Below are 19673 nucleotides of genomic sequence, written 5' to 3' on the forward strand. Positions count from 1 at the left end.
GCGGCGTGCGGGCGAAAGGTTCTCGAGGGTCCCACGCGGGCCAGGAGGCGTGGAGGGCGAGCCTGTCTCGGAGGACAGGCTGCAAGGTTACGCGGGCGAAAGGTCCCACGCCTGTCCGAAGGGGCAGGCAACCCGGCGTCAGCGGAGGTTCGCCGGCGGGGTGCTCGCGCGGGTCGGACGGGCCGCGGCGAGGCTGGCCGCCTCCTGGCCGATGATCGTCTCGAGCGTGTACATGGCGTCGAAGTAGGTGCCGTAGGCGTCGAGCGCCTCGGTCTGGATCCGCAAGAAATTCTCGCGGGCGACGAACACCTCGATGATGTCGACCTCGCCGAGCTCGAAGGCCCGCTGCAGCAGCTGCAGGTTCTCCTCGAAGCGCGGCACGACCTCGCGCGAGTAGGTCTGGACCCGCTCGGCCGCGGTGTTGATCGCGTCGACCGCCCGGCGAGCGTTGAGCGCGAGCTGGTAGCGCGTGACCTCGAGCTCGGTGTTGGCGACGCCGAGCTCGGCCTTGGTCTGCGCCCGCGCCAGCTGGTTGCGTTTGAAGAAGGGCAGCGGGATCGTGATCATGCCGAGCACGATCCGCGAGGCGGGCAGGGTGACCCCGGGCTCGCGCTCGCGGCCGACGTAGACGCCGATCCACGGCTCGGGCAGGCGGTCGCGCCTGGCCGACTTGGCGCGCGCCTCGCCGAGCTCGACCTGCGCCTCCTTGGCCTTGAGCGCGGGGTGCTCCTTCTGCACGTTGGCGATCAGGTCCTCGGGGTCGCGAACCTTGATCGGATCGCCGAGCTCCCCGGCGGGGGCGATGAGCTGTCCCGAAGGCCAGCCGGCCATCTCGGCCAGGTGGATGCACGCGAGCCGATAGTTGAGGTCCGCCGCCAGCTTGGCCTGGCGGGCGCGCGCCAGCTCACCCTCGGCCACGCGCACGCGCAGGCGCGAGATCTCACCGGCTTGCTGGCGGCGGCTGGCGATGTCGAGGAGGCGCTCGGCGAACTGCTGCGTGCGGGCGGCGGTGCGTGCGCGCTCCTTGGCGATCAGCGCAGTGTTGTAGGCGTAGTGGACCTGCGCGTGCGTGGTCCAGCGGACCTGCGCGAGCTCCTTGTCGAGGTACTCGCGGTACTCGCGGCCGGCCTTGATGCGGAGGCTGCGCTCGCGGCCGATCTCGATCGGCTGCTGCAGCGTGGCCTGGAGCTCGAACTGCGGCGAGCCTGCGGCAGGGTTGAGGCGAGCGCCCATGCCGAGGTACAGCTGCGGGTTGTCGGGCAGCAGCGGCTTGGCGCCGGTGATGGCGGCGTCGCCGAGCTCGAGGCGCGAGCGCGCGGTGCGGACCGGCATCGCGTTCTCCTCGGCGTGTTTTAAAATTGTGTCGAGGGGGAGGACCTGAGCACCGGCGACGACGGGTTCGGGGATCGTCTGCGCCGGCTCGGGCATCGGCGCGAGCAGCGGCGCGGGCGCGTCGGCGGGTTTGCGTGCCGGCGCGGGCGCGGCTCCGGCCGCGGGGGCGAGCGATGCTGCGGTCACGGCCGCGACCAGCGTGAACATCGTCGAGGTCCGGGTGAGAGCTGTGCGGCGTGGCATGCGAATCGGAGTGCGGACAAGTTCGTCGCGCGCTGTCAAGCCCGCGGACTCTTACACGCGGGGTCCGAGGTTGCCAAGGACCTTGTACAGCCCGAGAGTTTCGACACGGCCCGAGCGCTCTGGGGGCGGGCGGAACCTTGACATGAAGGCCCCGTAATGTAAGCAATGGTGTTTGAAACACCATCCCAGGGCCTTTTTCGGGGGAGATTCGTCCTCGTCCCGCCGGGCCTGGCGCCACGCTCGCGCACGAGTGTGGCGCGCGGATTACAAGACTCCCAGGACGTGTCGTGATGAGCAATTCCTCTGAACCCGGTCGAGCCTCGCGCTGGCTGATCCTCCTCGACCACGCGCGACGTTGGTTCGTGCTCATGTTCGTCTTCGCGGTCGCGACGCCGCTCGGCTGCAACCACGGAGAGGCCGCCGAGGCCGACGCGGCGACCAAGCCGCCGGAGCTGCCGTACTTCGAAGACGGCGTGATCAAGCTGCCCGAGGTGTTCGCCGAGAAGGCGGCGCTGCAGAGCACCGTGGTCGAGATGACCGAGGTGTCGCCGGTCGTCCACGTCACCGGCGTGCTCGAGTTCGACGAGCTGCGGATCGCCGAGGTCGGCTCGCGGATCTCCGGGCGCGTCAAGGAGGTCAAGGTCATCGAGGGCACGAAGGTCGAGACCGGCGACGTCCTGGCCACGCTCGACAGCGCGGAGCTCGGCAAGGCTCAGGCCGAGATCTCGGCGGTCGTCGCCAAGGCCGAGCTGGCGGAGCGCGACAAGGAGCGCAAGCGGCGGCTGCTGCAGGAGGGCATCGCCTCGCAGCGCGCGGCCGACCTGGCCAGCGCCGAGGTGTCGGTCGCCAGCGCCGAGCTGCGGGCGGCCAAGCAGCGGGTGCAGGCGCTCGGCGGCGGCTCGTCCGACAAGGGGGCGCTCGGGGTGATGTCGCTGACCTCGCCGATCGAGGGCGACGTGGTCCGCGTGCGAGTGTTCCGCGGCCAGGCGGTCGAGCCGAGCTACACGGCGTTCACGATCGCCGACCGCAGCACGCTGTGGGTGCGCCTCAGCGTGTTCGAGGGCGAGGTGATCAACATCCGCGTCGGCGACTCGGTCGAGATCTCGTCGCAGGTGACGCCCGACGAGGTGTTGACCGGCACGGTGACGTTCGTCAGCACGGTGCTCGACCCGGTGACCCGCAGCGCCGAGGTGCGCGTGGTGGTCCCGAACGAGGCCGGCAAGCTGCGCGTCGGTCAGGCGGTCAACGCGAGGATCCGGCCGAGCGCGGCGCGCAAGCAGGCGCTGGCGATCCCGCGCAAGGCGATGGTGCAGGTCGACGGCAAGCCCACGGTGTTCGTCGAGGTCGGCGAGCGCGCGGTCATGCCGCGCACGGTCGAAGTCGGCGCGCAGGGGCCCGACCTGGTCGAGGTCAAGAAGGGCCTCGAGCCGGGCGAGCGCATCATCACCGAGGGAGTGTTCGCCCTCAAGTCCGAGCTGTTCCGCTAGCGAGGCGCCGAGGAGAGACCCATGCTGGGCGCACTCATCGATATCTCCATTCGCCTGCGCTACTTGATGGCAGGCCTGCTCGCCGCGCTGCTGGTGGCCGGCGCGATCGCGGCGAAGAACCTGCCGATCGACGCGCTGCCCGACATCTCGACGATCCAGGTCACGGTCATCACCGAGGCGCCGGGCATGTCGGCCCTCGAGGTCGAGCGCAACGTCACCTTCCCGATGGAGAACGCCCTCAACGGCGTCCCCGGGCTCGACGAGCTGCGGTCGGTCTCCCGCGCCGACATCTCCTCGATCACCGTCGTCTTCCGCGACGGCACCGACCCATGGTTCGCGCGCCAGCTGGTGTTCGAGCGCATGATGCAGGCCCGGGGCGACCTGCCGGCGACGATCAACACGCCGATCCTGGCGCCGCTGTCGACCGGCCTCGGCGAGATCTTCCAGTTCGTGGTCCGCTCGCCGGTCCACACGCGCAAGCAATTGCGGACGATGCTCGAGTGGGAGATCGTGCCGCGCCTGCGCGGGGTGCCGGGGGTCATCGAGGTCAACTCGATCGGCGGCGACCTGAAGCAGTACCAGGTGATCGTCCAGCCCGACCGCCTCGCGGCCTACGGCCTGACGATCCGCGAGCTCAGCGACACGCTGATCGGCTCGAACGCGATCGTGTCCGGCGGCTACATCGACCGCACGGCCGAGAGCTTCACGCTGCGCGCGGTCGGCACGTTCACCAGCATCGAGGACATCGGCAACGTCGTCCTCAAGGTCTCGGACGGCCAGCCGGTGCTGGTCCGCCACGTCGCCGAGGTGCGCGACGGCTCGGCCCTGCGCCACGGCGTCGTCACGTTCAACGGCGAGGACGAGGCGGTCGCCGGCATCATCATGATGCTGCTGGGGTCGAACAGCCGCGACGTCATCTACGCGGTCAAGGACCGGGTGGCGGAGATCCAGGCCGACCTGCCCGCCGGCGTGGTCATCGAGGCGGTCTACGACCGCGCGAACTTCGTCGAGCGCACCCTGGCGACGGTGCTCAAGAACCTCGCCGAGGGCGCCGCGGTGGTGTTCATCGTCCTCGTGCTGTTCCTCGGCACGGTCCGCGGCGCGCTGGTGTGCGTGCTCGGCATCCCGGCGTCGATGTCGGTGGCGCTGTTCGGCATGCACTGGGCCGGGGTCGCCGGCGACCTGATGTCGCTCGGCGCGATCGACTTCGGCTTCCTCGTCGACGGCCCGATCGTCGTGCTCGAGGCGCTGATCGCCACCTTCGTCGGCCAGCAGATGTCCCGCGAGGAGCGGGCGCAGGCCTACAACGCGGCCATCGGGGCGGTGATGCGCCCGGTCGCGTTCGCGGTGGCGATCATCATGCTGGTGTACATCCCGCTGCTCAGCCTCGAGGGCGTCGAGGGGCGGCTCTTCAAGCCGATGGCCACCACCATGGCGTTCGCGCTGCTCGGCGCGCTCGTTTACTCGGTGGTGTTCCTGCCGGCGCTGCTGGCGCTGTTCGTGCCGCCGCTGAAGAAGGAGGGCGCGCGCTGGCTCAACCCGATCGCCCGCGGCTACAAGCGCGCGGTGCCGCACGCGATCCGGCTGCGCTGGCCGCTGATCCTCGGCGCCGCCGCGGCGCTGTTCGTCTCCGGCTACATCTTCAAGGAGAAGGGCGCCGACTTCGTGCCGCGCATCGACGAGGGCGACATGGTGGTCAGCATCCGCCGCCCGCCGTCGATCAACCTCGAGGAGGCCAAGCGCCTCGACTACCAGACGCAGAAGATCCTCCTGAAGTACCCGGAGATCCTCAAGACGCTGACGATGACGGGCCGCGCCGAGGTGGCGATCGAGCCGGTCGGCAAGGACCGCACGGAGATCTCGATCCCGCTGCTGCCCAAGGACCAGTGGACGACCGCGCATGACCTCGACGAGCTCAGCGTGATCCTCAAGAACGACATCGAGTCGCAGGTGCCCGGCACCTTCGTCGCGGTGTCCCAGCCGATCGAGGACCGCAACAACGAGATCATCAGCGGCTCGCGCGCCGACATCCAGATCGTGGTCGCCGGCGACGACCTGCTCGAGCTCAAGAACCTCGCCGACAAGATCGCCAACGCGGTCCGGCCGATCGAGGGCACCGGCGACCTCCGCGTCGAACAGGTGCTCGGCATGCCCGAGCTGACCGTGCGGCCCGACCGGGCCCGCCTGGCCCGCTACGGCGTCAGCATGCAGGACGCGCTGCTGGCGATCGAGACCGCCCGCGTCGGCAAGACCTTCGGCCTGGTCTACGAGGGCATCCGCCGGTTCGACGCGCGGCTCCTGATCCCGCCGCGCGCGCCGGTGCCGGAGGCGCTCGGCGACCTGTTCGTCGAGACGGTCGACGGCCACCGCGTGCCCCTGTCCGAGGTGGCGTCGATCGTCGAGGCGGAGGGGCCGGCGCAGATCCGGCGCAAGAACCGGATCCGCGTGGTCCGCGTCGAGGTCAACCTGCGCGGCCGCGACCTGCTGTCGTGGGTCAACGACGCCCAGGCGGCGGTGGCCGAGAAGGTCGAGATCACGCCGGGGTACAAGGTCGAGTGGGCGGGTCAGTTCGAAAACTTCGAGCGCGCGTCGAAGCGCCTCGCGGTGGTCGTGCCGATCTGCCTGATGCTGATCTTCGGCATGCTGCTCTGGAACTTCGGCGACATCCGCTACGCGACCGCGGTGTTCGCGATCGTGCCGTTCGCGCTCATCGGCGGGTTCGTCGGCCTCATCATCCGCGACATGGCGTTCAGCATCCCGGCGGCGGTCGGCTTCATCGCCCTCGCCGGCGTGGCGGTGCTCAACGGGGTGGTCATGGCCAACGACGTGCGCCACGCGCTCGACGAGGGCCACCCGTTCGACAAGGCGCTGGTCAAGGGCGCCGTCCACACGATGCGCGCGGTGCTCACGACCGGCGCGGTCGCGGCCCTCGGCTTCCTGCCGATGGCCCTGGCCACCGGCGCCGGCTCCGAGGTGCAGCGCCCGCTGGCCACCACGGTGGTGTTCGGCATCGGCGCGTCGACGTTGATGACGATGTTCCTGCTGCCGGCCATCCTCAAGATGACGCTCCGCCGCGAGCAACGCGTGGTGCCCGAGTCCAGCGACGCGCCGCAGCTCGGCGCCGAGCGGTCGTAACGACTGGACGCGCGCGCCGAGACCGGACGAGCCGAGGCGGCGCGTCCGGTCTCGCCGCTTTCGGCGGTCGAGCGGCCAGAGGCCGAGGACATGGAGCCCCGCCGGGTCGACGGCAGGCCTCGCGGACAGGCGAGCGGCCTGTCCCGAAGGTCAGGCGGCGGCCGACTTGGCGATGCCGGTGAGCTGCTCGGAGATCTCCCACAGCCGCAGGGCGGCGGCGCGGTCGAGGGCGTAGCGGGTCGGGCGGGCCTGCTTCGACTTGATGAAGTACTGGCCGCTGGTGCGCTCGAGCTCGGGGGCGCTGGCGGCGTAGATCGAGGTGCGGGCGCCCTGCTCGGGGGTGATCATGAAGCGCTGGGCGATGCCGACGAGGACGCGGTAGATCCCGCGGGTGTCGCCGTCGAGGCCGAAGCCGGAGGCGACGACGCCGGGGTGGACGGCGTTGACGGTGACGCCGGTGCCGCGCAGGCGCTCGGCGAGCTCGAGCGTGAAGAGCAGGTTGGCCAGCTTGGTGCGGCAGTAGACGGGGAAGGCGCTGTACTTGCGGCGGGCCTGCAGGTCGTCGAAGTCGAGCCCGCGGGCGGCGCGGTGGGCGTCGGAGGCGAGCACGACGATCCGCGAGGGCGCGCTCTGCTTCAGCCGGTCGAGCAGCAGGTGCGTGAGCAGGAAGTGGCCGAGGTGGTTGACGGCGAAGGTGGTCTCGAAGCCGTCGGCGGTCTCGCTGCGGTCGGAGAGGACGAGGCCGGCGTTGTTGATGAGGACGTCGAGGCGCGGGTGGCCGGCCAGGTACTCGGCGGCGAACCGGCGCACGTCGGCCAGCGAGGCGAGGTCGAGGCGCATGAGCTCGACGGCGTCGGAGCCGCTCTGGCGCTTGATGTCGGCGACCGCGGCCTCGCCCTTGGCGGGGTCACGCGAGGTGATCGTCACCGCCGCGCCCATGCGCGCCAGCCCGATCGCGGTGGCCTTGCCGATCCCGGTGTTGCCGCCCGTGATCAGCACGTGTTTGCCTTGCATCGTCATGGCGCGGACCCATAGCAGAGCGACCCCGCCGGCGCCACGGGGGCACAAGGCCCCGCGCGCGGCGCCGTCGGGCCCGCAGATCCGCTACAACAGGAGGGTCATGTCCGCGTCGCATCCTCCTGCCGCCCGCCCGCCGCGCCCGCGCGGTGATGCCCTCGACATGGTCCCAGGGACAGGTGACGTGCGAGGTCGGCGATGACCGCGATCGAAGACGAGCTGATGGCCGACGGCGAGGCGCTGCTCAGCCGGCGCGAGGCGGTCGAGCGCGCCATCACCCGCGACTTCCGCGGCTCGCGGACCGCTTTCCTCGTGCAGGCGGCCCAGGTCGAGCGCGAGCGCGAACGGCTGCGCGCCGAGCTGCAGCGGCTGGTCCGCGAGGTCGACGAGGCCGACCCCGAGGAGGCAGGCGGCGACGACGACGACGCAAGCCCGGCCGACGACTTCTACGCGGCCCGCGAGCGCCTGGCCGCGCGCGACCGCGAGCTGGTCGGCCGCGGCGAGGCCCTCCAGCGCCGCGCGGCCGAGCTGCGCAAGGCCCCCGCCCCCGCGAAGCTGGCCGAGCTCGAGCGCGAGCGCGAACAGCTCGAGTCCCAGCTCCGCCAGTGGCGCGGCCGCTGCCGCAAGGCCGGGCTCATGCTCGACCTGCCGCGCTGGGGCGAGTTCGCCGGCGCGGCGGCGGATGATTGAGAGGACATGTTTGAAAGGGCATGTCGAGACGGACATGCCTCGAAGGACATGTCCGGAGAGCGGAGCGGCGGTGGCCTGCTGCCGCGGCGAGGCTGGGCAGGCGGGCGGGCGCGGAACATGGGGGCGCGGGCGGCTCGACGTCGGCGCTGTGGTGCACCGCTGCCCCGAACACCAGCGCCATCGCGGGGGGTCGAGCGCGACCTGGCCCTCGAGGCAGGCTCCGCGCCGACCTGGCCCCCGCGCCGGGCTAATCGAGGGCCAGCAGGACGTCGAACGCGCCGGCGCCGCGGGGTGGGGCGAACGGGCCGGTGAACCATGCGGACACGGCCACGTGGACGCCGTGGGGGCCGGGGCTGAGGCGGGCGCCCAGGGCGCGGGCGGCATGGCGGTAGGCGCTGCGGAGGACGGTGGGCGCCTGAATCGGAAAACTGGCGAGCAGCGCGCCGGTCTCGGGGTCGCGCACTTGCAGGTGCAGCGGGGGGACGTCGTCCTCGGGCGTGCGCGGGGCGACCGGCGCGGCGGGCAGGAGCAGGTAGCCCCCGTGGAGGACAGGGTCGCCGACCGGGCGGGCGCGCAGCGACCACAACAGGCGGCCGTCACGGGTGAGGCGGTGGATCTTGTGATGATAAGCGGCGCCGGTGCGGGCGTGCTCGCCCTCGGTGAAGAGGAGCACGAGGTCGTCGCCGAGGGCGCGGACCCACCCGCGCGGGAGCAGCGACTCGAGGCCCTCGGTGGCGTCGACGCGCAGCGACCAGCCCGGAGGGTCGCCGAGGCGATCGACGGTGATGAAGCGCGGTCCGGCGAACTCGACCCGATAGTGCACGGCGGACATGGCCGCGATTAAATAGCACCCTTCACGCGAGGAGATCGCTCAGATCGGCGCCGGGGGGCACCTCTGCGGGCTTCTGGCCGCGCCGGAAGATCCGCGCGCCGGTGACGCCAAGCAGGCTGAGCCGCGGCCCCTCGCGGCGCAGCATCGAGCCCTCGCGCAGGCCCACCACCGGCTGCGGGTTCTCCTCGTGGAACTGCTCGATCCGCTTCTCGCGGGTCTCGCCCATGTGCGTCGAGCCGGGATCGGGGTCGAGGTAGTGTGGGTTCAGGTTGAACGGCACGAGGGCGAGCGCGCAGAAGCTCGGCGGCTCGACGATCGGCATGTCGTTGGTGGTGCCGATCGTCAGGCCGGCGATGTTCGAGCCGGCCGAGGAGCCGATGTATGGCACGCCCGAAAGGACACGTTCGCGCAGCGGCGCGAGCACGTCGAGCGCATAGAGCTGGCGCAGCAGGCGGAAGGTGTTGCCGCCGCCGGTGAACACGGCCTCGGCGGCCTGCACGGCGGCCCGCGGATCGTCGGCCTCGTGCAGGCTGTCGAGCTGGTAGCCGAGCGCGGCGAAGCGGGCCCGCGCCTGGGCGGCGTAGGCGTCGCGGTCGAACAGCGCGAACGGGATGAACAGGACGCGCGTGACGCCGCGGCCGAGGAACTGCTCGATCTGCTCGGCGCAGTGGTCGAGGTAGCCGGAGCCGTGGAGCGTGGAGTTGCTGACGAGCAGGAGGCGGGTCATGGCGGCACGCCGAGGATAGCGCGCGGCGGTGGCGGAGGTCGCGTGATGATTCGGCCGCGCCCGCCCGGGGCGCTGCGCTCGAGGGGTCGGGCGGCGACGCGGGCCGAACCCGGTCGCGCGTCGCGGTGAGTCCGGCGTCGCCGGCCGGATCGACCCCTGGCGTTCTCGGCGATCGGCGGGTGAGGTCGGTGGGCGTGCGTTCCGAGCCGGGCGGGCGCGGGCGGCGGAGGCGGTCCCGGTCCCAGTCGCGCCGCGGAGCTTGTCGGGGTTGCCGCGCCGGTCAGGGTCGATGGACCTGAAATGCGGCAGGAGGGCGGCGAGGCGCGGGTCTTCGTGTGCTTCGAAGAGCAGGCGCCTCGAAAGGCCGCGAGAGGGAGCCTGCGTGCGACGCTCGACGCCGGAGGGTGGTCACCCAAGGGACGTCCCCAGGGGCCGGACACGGGGATCGGCGTGTGGTTCGAGGGACAGGTTGCGAGGACACCCCGAGCGACGCGGGGGAGGGCACCGTCAAGCGTCGACGGCCAGCAGATGGACCGAGGCTTCGACCCGTCGGTCGCCGTGCAGCTCGAGTACGCACATTCGCGCGGGCGTGGCAAAGTCGGCGCCGATGTGGAGTCGACGCAGGCCGTAGAACCAGGTCGGAGGGTGCGGGCCTCGCTGCCAGGCCGCGGCGCGGGGCAGGCCGTGGTCGACGAGGATCCGTCGGGCCAGCGGTCGCATCGCGGAGGGGACCGCGGCGCTGCAGAGGTACCAGATGCCCTGGTTGCAGACGACGGAGAAGATCGACCAAAATGTGCGGAGTTCGGCAGGCGCCGATTCGCCGAGGCGGTGGGGCTCGGTGAAGCCGATCCACAAATCATCGTAGTCCGGCGAGCCGGCGAAGGCGCGGCTGACGAGCTCCGCGCCCACCGCGTGCGCATGGTTCGGCGCCAGCGGACGGCGGAAGCCGGTGCGGATCGGCGGCGTCGATGCGTCGGACGGCATCGACGTCACCTTGCCACGAGCCCGCGGGCGGCGTCACGGCTTGCGCAGGTCGGCGAGCGCCTGGGCCATGCGGCGGACGGCCTCGGCGAGGCCGCGCTCGTCGAGGCCGGCGAAGCCGAGGCGCACGTGCGGGAGCGGGCGCGACTCGAAGCTGAACTGGCGGCCGACCTGGAACGCGACGCCGCGGGCCTGGGCCGCGCGCGCCCACGCGGACGGATCGACGCCGTGCGCGCGGGCCCACAGGGCCATGCCGCCGCTCGGCGGGGTGACGCGCAGGACGCCGGCGAGGCGGGCGGCGAGCGCGTCGACGAGGGCGTCGCGGCGGGCGAGGTACATGCGACGCGCGCGGCGAATGTGCCGACCGACCTCGCCGCTCGCCAGCAGGTCGGCGGCCGCGGCCTCGAGCGTGCGGTCGCCGTTGAGATCGGTGTAGGAGCGGACGGCGACGACGCGCTCGAGCAATGGTTGCGGGGCGACGCAATAACCGATCCGCAGCCCCGGCGCGAGCACCTTGGACAACGTGCCGATGTAGACGACGGAGCCGGCCGCGTCGCCGCTGGCGAGCGGGAGCACGGGGCGGCCCTCGTAGTGGAATTCGTGGTCGTAGTCGTCCTCGAGGATCGCCATGCGGTGGGCGCGGGCGAGCGCCAACAATTGCAAGCGGCGGCCGGCGGCGAGGGTGACGGTGGTCGGGTATTGATGATGCGGGGTGATGTAGACGGCGCGCACCGGCTCGCGCGCGAGCAGGGCGGCGAGGGCGTCGACGTCGAGGCCGCCGGCGTCGGTGGCGATCGGCACGAGGCGCGCGCCGGTGAGGCGCAGGGCCTCCCACGCGGGGCGATAGCCGGGGTCCTCGACGGCGACGACGTCACCGGGGCGCAGGAGGGTGCGGGCGACGAGCGAGAGGGCCATCTGACTGCCGCGAGTGACGATCAGGTCGTCCTCGCCGCAGGCGAGGCCGCGGGTGGCGGCGAGCATGTCGGCGAGGACGCGGCGCAGGTCGACGAGGCCGCGCGGGTCGCCGTAGCCGAGCAGGTCGGGGCGGGCGAGCGCGCGGCGATAGGCGCGGGCGAGGCTGGCCGCGGGCACCAGGCGCAGGTCGGGCACGCCGCCGGGCAGGGCCAAAAGGCCCGGGGCGCGCGGCATCGGGAAGTAGCCCTCCGGCCCGGGCGCGAGGTCGAACGCCGGCCGGGCCGGGACGCCGGTGCGCAGCGCCTGCCCGGAGCGCCGCGGCGTGGGCTCGGGCAGGGTGCGCGAGACGAAGGTGCCGCGCGCCTGGGCGCTGTCGATCCAGCCCTCGGACTCGAGCTCGCGGTAGGCGGCGAGGACGGTGTTGCGGTGGACGCCGAGGTCCTCGGCGAGGCGGCGGCTGCCGGGCAGCGGGTCGCCGGGGCGCAGGCGGCCGCGCCGGATGTCGGCCGAGACGGCGTGGGCGATCTGCACGAACAGCGGCAGATCGCCGGCAGGGTCGAGGTCGACGGCGATCTGCCACGGACGAACTGGTCTAGTCGACATCGAAGAACTGGACCTTTTTCATGGACCAGTGTGCGGCCATCCTCGAGGCATGCGCAAGCAGGAGTTCTTCGGGATGGCGCGCGACGAGGCGGTGGCGTTGCTGGCGGCGGCGCCGGTGGTCCGGCTGGCGGGCGTCGGCGAGCGCGGGCAGCCGGTGCTGCGCTCGCTCCACGCGGTGGTCATCGACGGTTGGCTGTACTTTCACGCGGCGCCGGTCGGCGAGAAGTCGGAGGCGGTCGGGCGCGAGGCGGTGATCGCCGCCGACGAGGCGATTGCGACGATCCCCAGCCACGTGTTCGACCCGGAGCGAGCGTGCCCCGCGACCACGTATTACCTCAGCGCGCAGGCCCACGGGACGCTGCACGCGGTCGACGAACCGGCGCTCAAGGCCCGCGTGCTGCAGGTGTTGATGGAGAAACACCAGCCGGAGGGCGGGTACGCGCCGATCACCGCCGACGATCCGCGCTACCGCGGGGCGGTGAAGGGGATCGCGATCGTCGGCATGCCGCTGACGCAGGTCGACGGCAAGGCCAAGCTCGGCCAAAACCGCGGGCCCGACGATCTGGGCAAGGTGCTGCGATTCTTGTGGGCGCGCGGCGAGCCGGGCGACCCGCGGGCGGTCGACCTGGTGCGCGCGGCCAACCCGGACGTGCCGACGCCGGAGTTCTTGAGCGCGCCGGCGGGGGCGCGGCTTCAGTGCGCGCTCGGGCCGGCCGACCTGCCGGCGGCGGTCGAGCTGCTGGCGGGCGAGTACTGGAACGTGGATGTCCCGCGGGACAGGATCGCCGTCGGACAGTCGAGGTCGTCGGCGTGGGTCGGCGCGCGCGACGAGGCGGGCCGGTTGATCGCGACCGGACGGGCGCTCGGCGACGGGGCGCGCTGGGCCTACCTGCTCGACATCGCGGTGGCGAGCTCGTGGCGCGGCCGCGGGCTCGGCAAGGCGCTGGTGCGGCTGCTGCTCGACCACCCGCAGGTCCGCGGCTGCCGGCACGTGGGCCTGCGGACCCGCGACGCGCAATCGTTCTATCGCGGCTTCGGCTTCCGCGACGGCGTGGAATCGAAGAGCGCCGAGATGGTGCTGCAGCGATGACAGGCTCAATTGAAGTCGTAGATCTGGCTGAGCACGCAGGTGGCGCGGTGATAGGCGCCGAACCAGGAGATGTCGGAGCCGGGGAACACGACGTCGGGGTGACGCAGGACGCGGAAGGTGTCGAGGTCGTGGGCGTAGGGGTCGTCCAGGATGTCGGCCAGCTCGACGACGAGGTCGAGCGACACGGCGTCCTGGGCCTGCTGCAAGGTGTTGCCGCCGGCGGTGACGATGTCGGCGCCGAACTGTCGATAATAGCCGACGAGGTGCGCGCGCAGGTCGGCGACGAAGGTCGAGACCAGGTCGCGCTCGTAGTGTTCGATGGCTGTCCGGAATGACATGGGCGATCAGGAATCGACGGACCGGAACATGGACGGTGGGGCGGTGGCGGCGACGAGCAGCGGCGCACCGGCGGGGCGGGGCGGGGCCACGAGCACGCCGGCCTGGCCTTCCGCGAGCCCGTAACAGCCGAGCAGAGCGAGCAGGACGAGCGCAAACCGGCGCACGCGGGAATGGTGACACGAGGGGCGCGTCTCGACAATGGCCCCGGACTTCTGCGCCGTCGCAGCGGGCGCGGGCCAGGGGCGGCCGATTCGCCTGCTGCGACGGCTCGGCGCGGATCTGTGCATCGTCGCGGACGGGCGCGGTGAGGTCGCGCCGGCGAGAACGGTGATCGTATCGCGGGGAACGAGCATTGCGAGCGGCGGCGGCTCATCGGCCGCAGCGGGCGCTCGGCCCAGAGACCGCGCGAACCCTTCGCCTGAGCTCGCTGTCCGGTCGGCGCGGCGAGCCACCGGGGTAATCGCCAGGCTCGTCGGAAACGGCCCGCGCAGGTCCGGCGGGGGCGCATCGAGCGGGGGACCTGCCGGCCTCAGCAGCAGGGACCGACAGGGGCCCGAGCTTCGGTCTTGCGAGCGCGGCCGATCGTGGAGCGGTGCCCCGAGTGGGGTGATTTCATCGCTCACTCGCCGGTATCGCCGTATTCGGCCCACGACGCCTCGACCTCGGCCCACGACGGGCGGCGGGGGTCCATTCGCAGCGAGGCTGTGGCGCGGACCTTGCGGTCGGCGTCGCCGGCGAGCCGCGCGAGCACGTCGTCCGGGAGGTTGTCGTGATCGAGGACGCCGAGGCGGGCCCAGACTTCTTCGCGGCCGGCGAGGATCGCCAGCGCGGCGGGAGGGGTGCGCGGATGGTCGACCAGCGCCTCGGCGACCTTGTCGAGGCCGCTGGACGCGAGCGCCTGCAGGAGCGCGGGCGAGCTGCTCGGGTTCTCGGCGAGGCTGCGCTTCACCGCGACGGACTTGTCCTGCGCGAGCTCGCCGAGCAGCGTGGCCGGCAATTTCGGGTTCAACGCCGCGGCCGCGCGGACGCTCCGGTCGTAGTGACGCGCCAGGCCCTCGAGGACGGGCAGCGGGACGTCGGGGTGCATGGCCACGGCCTCGTTCAGCCCGAGCGCCTTGTCCTGGCACAGCCGCTCGAGCAGGGCGTAGGGGAGCTTCGGGTTGCCGGCGGCGGCGCAGCGCACGAGCGGCTCCTTGTCGGCGGCGAGCGCCTCGAGCCGCGCGAGCGGGGTGTTCCTGTGGCGCGCGACGAGGCGGCGGATCTTCGGCAGCTTCTGCGCGAGCAGCGACTCGAGCACCTCGGCGGGGGCGTTCGGGTTCTCGGCCAGCGTCCGCTTGACGTCGTCGGATTTGTCGCCGGCGAGGGTCGCAGCCACCTCCGCCGGCAGGGCGCGGTGGTCGGCGACGAGGCGGCGGATCTCCTCGTTCTTGTCCTTCGCCAGCGCGGCGAGGACCTCGGGGGGCGCGGCGCGGTTGAGCGCCAGCGACAGCCGCGTCTCGCGATCCTTGTCGCGGACGAGCCGGTGCAGCAGGGCCGGCGGGGCGCTGCTGCGCTGGGCGACGCAGTGCTTGATCCGCGCCCGCGTCGCCTCGTCGGCGAGGGCCGGGCCCTCGTCGCCGAGCAGCAGCAGCAAGAGCGGCAGGGTGCGCGCCGGGTCGTCGAGCAGCCAGCCGAACTTCCTGAGCGCGGGCGGACGGGTCTTCTTGTCGCAGGCGCGCAGCAGCAGCGCGGCTCCGTCGGCGCCGCTGCGCGCGAGGGCGACGGCGGCCTCGCGACCGACGCGGACGTCGCGGTCGCGCAGCAGCTCGGCGAGGCGCGGCAGCACGGCTTCGGAGGTACCCGCGAGCGCGCCGAGAGCCGCGACCGCGTGGGCCCGCGCGTCGCCGAGCGCCTGATCCTCGCAGGCGCGCGAGAGCAGCGGCAGCGCGGCCGGCTGGGGCGAATCGAGGGAGAGCACGCACAGGGCGGTCACGGCCAGAGCCCGCTCGCCGGGGCTGCCGGTCTCGAGCTTGCGCAGCAGCTCCGGCGCGGCGGTCGGGCCGACCGAGGCGACCGCGCGGGCGTAGCGGTTGGCCCGCGGGCCCGGGCCCGGGTGGTGAAACAGGGCCGCGAGCAGCCGCGGCAGCAGCTCCGCGCTGCCGGGGGCGACGGCGCCGATCGCCTCGGCGGCGCGGCTGCGCAGCTCCTCGTCTTCGTTGTCGAGCAGTCGCAGCAATGTGGGCAGCTCGGCGCGCGCCGCCGGCCCGCGGCGGGCGAGGGCGAGGATGTCGGCGGGGCTCGGGGCGGCGGGGCGTTCATCGGCGGCCACCAGCGCGGCCGCGGCCGCGTCGCGCTCGAGCTTGGCGATGAGGCCCGCGAGGTCCTTGCGCAGCGCCGGCGGGGCGGAGGTCAGCAGCCGGAGGATGTCGGCGACCAGCGCCGGGTCGATGGCCGGCGAGGCGGCGAGCGCCTGGGCTCGCTCATGGAGGTTCGCGTCGTCGACCCTGGACTTCCCCATGCCGGCGCAATCATGGCAGTCGGCCCGGGCGGCGAGAAGCGGGCCCGCGCGTGAGGCAGGCGCGCCGGGAGCAGCGAATGGCTGCACCCCGGTGCGCGCGGGGGCGACATCGCGGCTGCGCGCGGCGCTAGATATTGAAGTACTTGGCGTCCGGGTGGTGGACGATGATCGCGCTGGTCGACTGTTCGGGGACGAGCTGGAAGCCCTCTTCGGTGAGGGTGACGCCGATGTCCTCGGTGCGGAGCAGCTTGCAGAGGTGGACCTGGTCTTCGAGGCGCGGGCAGGCCGGGTAGCCGAAGCTGTAGCGCGAGCCCTGGTAGTGCTGGCCGAACAGGCCCTTGATGTCGGTGCTGTCGTCCTGGGCGATGTCGAGCTCGCGGCGGACCCGCTTGTGCCACAATTCGGCCAGGCCCTCGGCGCCCTCGACGCCGAGGCCGTAGAAGTGCAGGTAATCGTCGTAGCGGTTGGCCGCGAACATCTCCTGGCAGTGCTGGGTCGCCACCTCGCCCATCGTCACGCAGGTGAGGGCGATGACGTCGCGCTCGCCGGAGCGGACGCTGCGGAAGAAGTCGGCGATGCAGAGGCGGCCCTTGTCGAGCTGGCGCGGGAAGGTGATCTTGACCCGCGGCGTGCGGTCGTCGGGCTCGCCCGGCGCCGGGTAGATCAGCAGGTCGTTGTGGTCGCTCTGGCACGGGAAGTAGCCGTAGACCACGCGCGGCTGCAGCATCTTGTCGGCGACCGCCCGCTCGCACCACATGCGGAACTTGGGCTCGACCGTCTTCTCGAGCAGCTCCTCGTACTCGGCCTCGCTCATCTTGCCGCGGCGGTACTGCCACTGGCCGACGTAGAGCGCCTTCTTGTTCATGTAACGGAAGATCTCGCCGAGCTGCACCTCTTCGGGGCCGGCGATCCGGGCGCCCCAGAACGGCGGCGTGGGGATCCGCGCGGCCGGCTGGACCTCGCTCTTCACGTAGGTCTCCATCGCCTTGCGCAGGTGCGCCTCCCACTCCTCCTGGGTGGTCTGGCGGTAGGCCTTGATCCGCTTCGGCGCGGTCAGGCTGATCTTGTCGGGCGGCACGTGGCCGCACAGCTCGTCCATCAGGGCCAGGCCCTCGAACGCGTCCTTGGCGTAGAACACCCGCGAGCGCGGGCGCGACTCGGCCTGCCGCTGCGGCGACGCGTCGGTCGCGGCCTCGCCGGCGGCCAGGTCCTCGTCGCGGCCGCTGTAGGCGTTCTGCAGGTTGTGCTCGACGTAGCCGCGGGTCAGCGCCGCGCCGCCGCAGATCACCGGCATCACGTGCCCGAGCTCGCGCATGCGCTCGAGGTTCTCCTTCATGATCACGGTCGACTTCACGAGCAGGCCGCTCATGCCGATCGTGTCCGGCTTGTGCTCGGCGGCGGCGGCGAGGATCGCCTCGATCGTCTGCTTGATGCCGAGGTTGACGACCTTGTAGCCGTTGTTGCTGAGGATGATGTCGACCAGGTTCTTGCCGATGTCGTGGACGTCGCCCTTGACGGTCGCCAGCACCATGCAGCCCTTGCTCGGGCCGGCCGTCTTCGACATGTGCGGCTCGAGGTGGCGCACGGCGGTCTTCATCGCCTCGGCCGACTGCAGCACGAACGGGAGCTGCATCTTGCCGGCGCCGAACAGCTCGCCGACGGTCTTCATGCCGTCGAGCAGGATCTCGTTGATGATCTGCAGCGGCGGGTAGATCTCGAGCGCGCGGTCGAGCAGGACGTCGAAGCCGACCTTGTTGCCGTCGACGATGCGCTTCTTGATCTGCTCCTCGAGCGGCAGCGCGTCCTCGGCCGGGCCCGACTCGATCTTCTTGGCCCCGGCGAAGCGGTCGATGAAGGAAAACAGCGGGTCGTAGCCCTCGGCCCGGCGGTCGTAGATCAGGTCGCGCGTGACCTTGAGGTCGTCCTCGCCGAGCTTGTGGGTGGGGATGATCTTCTTGGCGTTGAGGATCGCGGCGTCGAGGCCGTGCTCGCGCGCCTCGGCCAGGTAGACCGAGTTCAAGATCTGCCGCGGGTAGGGCTTGAGGCCGAACGAGATGTTGGACAGGCCGAGGATCGTGCGCGCCTCGGGGAGCTGGGTGTCGATCAGGCGGATGCCCTCGAGGGTCTCGAGCCCGAGCTTGCGGCTGTCCTCCTCGCCCTGGGCGATCGTGAAGGTCAGCGGGTCGAACACGAGGTCGGACTCGGCCAGGCCGTGGCGCTCGACCGCGAGGTCGCGCATGCGCCTGGCGATCCGCAGCTTGCCGGCGGCGTCCTTGGCCATGCCCTCCTCGTCGATGGTCAGCGCGACCAGGGCCGCGCCGTACTCGCGGGCGAGCACGGCGATCTTGTCGAACTTGCCCTCGCCGTCCTCGAGGTTGATCGAGTTGATGATCGGCCGCCCGCCGATCAGCTTGAGCGCGGCCTCGAGCACGTCGAGCTGGGTGGTGTCGATCATGATCGGCAGCGACACCGCCGGCACGATCCGCTTGAGGCACTCGCTCATGTCGCGGACCTCGTCGCGGCCGACGTAGGCGACGCACACGTCGAGCACGTGCGCGCCCTCGGCCTGCTGCTCCTTGGCCAGCTCGGCGATGCCGTCCCAGTCCTCGGCCAGCAGCATCTCGCGGAACTTGAGGCTGCCGTTGGCGTTCGTCCGCTCGCCGATCAGCAGCGGGCCGGAGTCCTGGTCCAAAGGACAGGTGCTGTAGAGGCTCGCCAGCTGCGGGGTGAACTTGTCGGGGCGCGGCCCGGGCTTGATGCCGGCGACGGCCTCGGCGATCGCCTTGATGTGCGCCGGCGTGGTGCCGCAGCAGCCGCCGACCAGGCCGGCGCCGAACTCCTCGGCGAACCGGCGGTGCGCCTTGGCCAGCTCGGCCGGGGTGAGGTGGTAGACGGCCCGGCCGTCGACGTTCTGCGGCAGGCCGGCGTTGGGCTGGACCGAGACCATGCGCGTGCTGGTGCGCCCGAGGTGGCGCACGTGCTCGACCATGAGGTCGGGGCCGGTGGCGCAATTGAGGCCGACGACGTCGACCGGCAGCGACTCGAGCACGACCAGCGCGGCGGCGGTGTCGGTGCCGACGAGCAGGGTGCCGGTGGTCTCGACGGTGACCTGCACGAGCACGGGGATCTCGACGCCCCGCTGACGCGCGACCCGACTGACGGCCAGCACCGCGCACTTGACCTGCAAAATGTCCTGGCAGGTCTCGATGAGGAGGCCGTCGGCGCCGCCGTCGATGAGGCCCTCGGCCTGGCGCGAGACGCTGGCCAGCAAATCGTCGAAGCTCATGTGTCCGAGCGAGACCAGGCGGGTGCCGGGGCCGATCGAGCCGAGCACGAAGCGCGGCTTGTCGGGGGTCGAGTACGCGCGCGCGACCTCCTTGGCGATCTCGGCGGCGCGCCGGTTCAGCGCGTAACACTCGCTGGCCAGGTCGAACTCGGCGAGCACGTGCGGCATGCCGCCGAAGGTGTCGGTCTCGACGCAGTCGGCCCCGGCCTCGAAGTAGGCGGCGTGGATGTCCCGGATGACGTCGGGCCGCGTGCGCACCAGGATCTCGGGGCAGCCGTCGCAACCACCGTAGTCGTCGGCGGTCAGCGTCCGCGCCTGGATCATGGTGCCCATGGCCCCGTCGCACACGAGCACGCGCTCTTGCATGGCCCGCAGCAGCGGCAGGGTGCGCCGGCGCGCGGCCAGATCGAAGCGAGGGACCGGGACCGTAATGTCATTGCCCGCAGACATGGGTCTGGGCTTGGTAGCAAGGCGGCGAGGCCATTGCAAACCTCGTAAG

13 protein-coding genes are annotated in these 19673 nt (G+C 72.0%); 4 read left to right on the top strand and 9 right to left on the bottom strand.

Features of this window, described 5'->3' with window-relative positions:
- Positions 1-138: 138 nt before the first annotated feature.
- Positions 139-1575: a TolC family protein gene (locus NAEX_RS21715; protein ID WP_096329392.1), complete on the bottom strand. Its 1437-nt coding sequence runs from the start codon at positions 1573-1575 to the stop codon at positions 139-141.
- A 290-nt stretch (positions 1576-1865) separates the two neighbouring features.
- On the opposite strand from NAEX_RS21715, the gene NAEX_RS21720 reads away from it, so the two are divergent.
- Positions 1866-3062, top strand: a complete 1197-nt coding sequence (locus NAEX_RS21720) for an efflux RND transporter periplasmic adaptor subunit (protein ID WP_096329393.1) — start codon at positions 1866-1868, stop codon at positions 3060-3062.
- Between the two features lie 21 nt (positions 3063-3083).
- Positions 3084-6197 (top strand): efflux RND transporter permease subunit, encoded by a 3114-nt coding sequence (locus NAEX_RS21725; protein WP_096329394.1) that lies wholly within the window; start codon positions 3084-3086, stop codon positions 6195-6197.
- Between the two features lie 150 nt (positions 6198-6347).
- On the opposite strand, the gene NAEX_RS21730 is transcribed toward NAEX_RS21725, so the two are convergent.
- Complete coding sequence (locus tag NAEX_RS21730; protein WP_245913774.1) at positions 6348-7217, bottom strand: SDR family oxidoreductase; 870 nt, start codon at positions 7215-7217, stop codon at positions 6348-6350.
- A gap of 195 nt (positions 7218-7412) precedes the next feature.
- Here NAEX_RS21730 and NAEX_RS21735 point away from each other — a divergent pair, with 195 nt between their 5' ends.
- Positions 7413-7904 carry a hypothetical protein gene (locus tag NAEX_RS21735; protein ID WP_096329395.1) on the top strand — a complete coding sequence of 164 codons (492 nt, stop codon included), beginning with the start codon at positions 7413-7415 and terminating at the stop codon, positions 7902-7904.
- A gap of 247 nt (positions 7905-8151) precedes the next feature.
- Here NAEX_RS21735 and NAEX_RS21740 read toward each other — a convergent pair whose 3' ends face one another.
- The 4 genes from NAEX_RS21740 to pdxR all read right to left on the bottom strand — a co-directional run bounded on the left by NAEX_RS21740 (position 8152) and on the right by pdxR (position 11962).
- Positions 8152-8736: a hypothetical protein gene (locus NAEX_RS21740; RefSeq protein WP_096329396.1), complete on the bottom strand. Its 585-nt coding sequence runs from the start codon at positions 8734-8736 to the stop codon at positions 8152-8154.
- Positions 8737-8758: 22 nt separating this feature from the next.
- Complete coding sequence (pepE, locus tag NAEX_RS21745) at positions 8759-9463, bottom strand: dipeptidase PepE (protein WP_096329397.1); 705 nt, start codon at positions 9461-9463, stop codon at positions 8759-8761.
- 507 nt (positions 9464-9970) lie between these two features.
- Positions 9971-10447 (bottom strand): hypothetical protein, encoded by a 477-nt coding sequence (locus tag NAEX_RS21750; RefSeq protein WP_096329398.1) that lies wholly within the window; start codon positions 10445-10447, stop codon positions 9971-9973.
- A 33-nt stretch (positions 10448-10480) separates the two neighbouring features.
- Positions 10481-11962, bottom strand: coding sequence for a MocR-like pyridoxine biosynthesis transcription factor PdxR (gene pdxR / locus NAEX_RS21755; RefSeq protein WP_096329399.1), 1482 nt, complete (start codon positions 11960-11962; stop codon positions 10481-10483).
- Positions 11963-12011: 49 nt separating this feature from the next.
- Here pdxR and NAEX_RS21760 point away from each other — a divergent pair, with 49 nt between their 5' ends.
- Positions 12012-13052 carry a GNAT family N-acetyltransferase gene (locus NAEX_RS21760; protein ID WP_245913775.1) on the top strand — a complete coding sequence of 347 codons (1041 nt, stop codon included), beginning with the start codon at positions 12012-12014 and terminating at the stop codon, positions 13050-13052.
- Between the two features lie 5 nt (positions 13053-13057).
- Here the strand turns inward: NAEX_RS21760 and NAEX_RS21765 are convergent, their stop codons facing one another.
- The 3 genes from NAEX_RS21765 to metH form a co-directional block, all read right to left on the bottom strand.
- On the bottom strand, positions 13058-13390 hold the full coding sequence (locus NAEX_RS21765; protein WP_096329400.1) for a hypothetical protein: 333 nt from the start codon (positions 13388-13390) through the stop codon (positions 13058-13060).
- Between the two features lie 620 nt (positions 13391-14010).
- Positions 14011-15888, bottom strand: a complete 1878-nt coding sequence (locus NAEX_RS21770; RefSeq protein ID WP_096329401.1) for a HEAT repeat domain-containing protein — start codon at positions 15886-15888, stop codon at positions 14011-14013.
- Between the two features lie 127 nt (positions 15889-16015).
- Positions 16016-19624: a methionine synthase gene (gene metH, locus NAEX_RS21775; protein ID WP_096329402.1), complete on the bottom strand. Its 3609-nt coding sequence runs from the start codon at positions 19622-19624 to the stop codon at positions 16016-16018.
- Positions 19625-19673: the final 49 nt, after the last annotated feature.

Origin of the sequence: Nannocystis exedens (assembly GCF_002343915.1) — a bacterium.
Classification (GTDB): Bacteria; Myxococcota_A; Polyangia; order Nannocystales; family Nannocystaceae; genus Nannocystis; species Nannocystis exedens.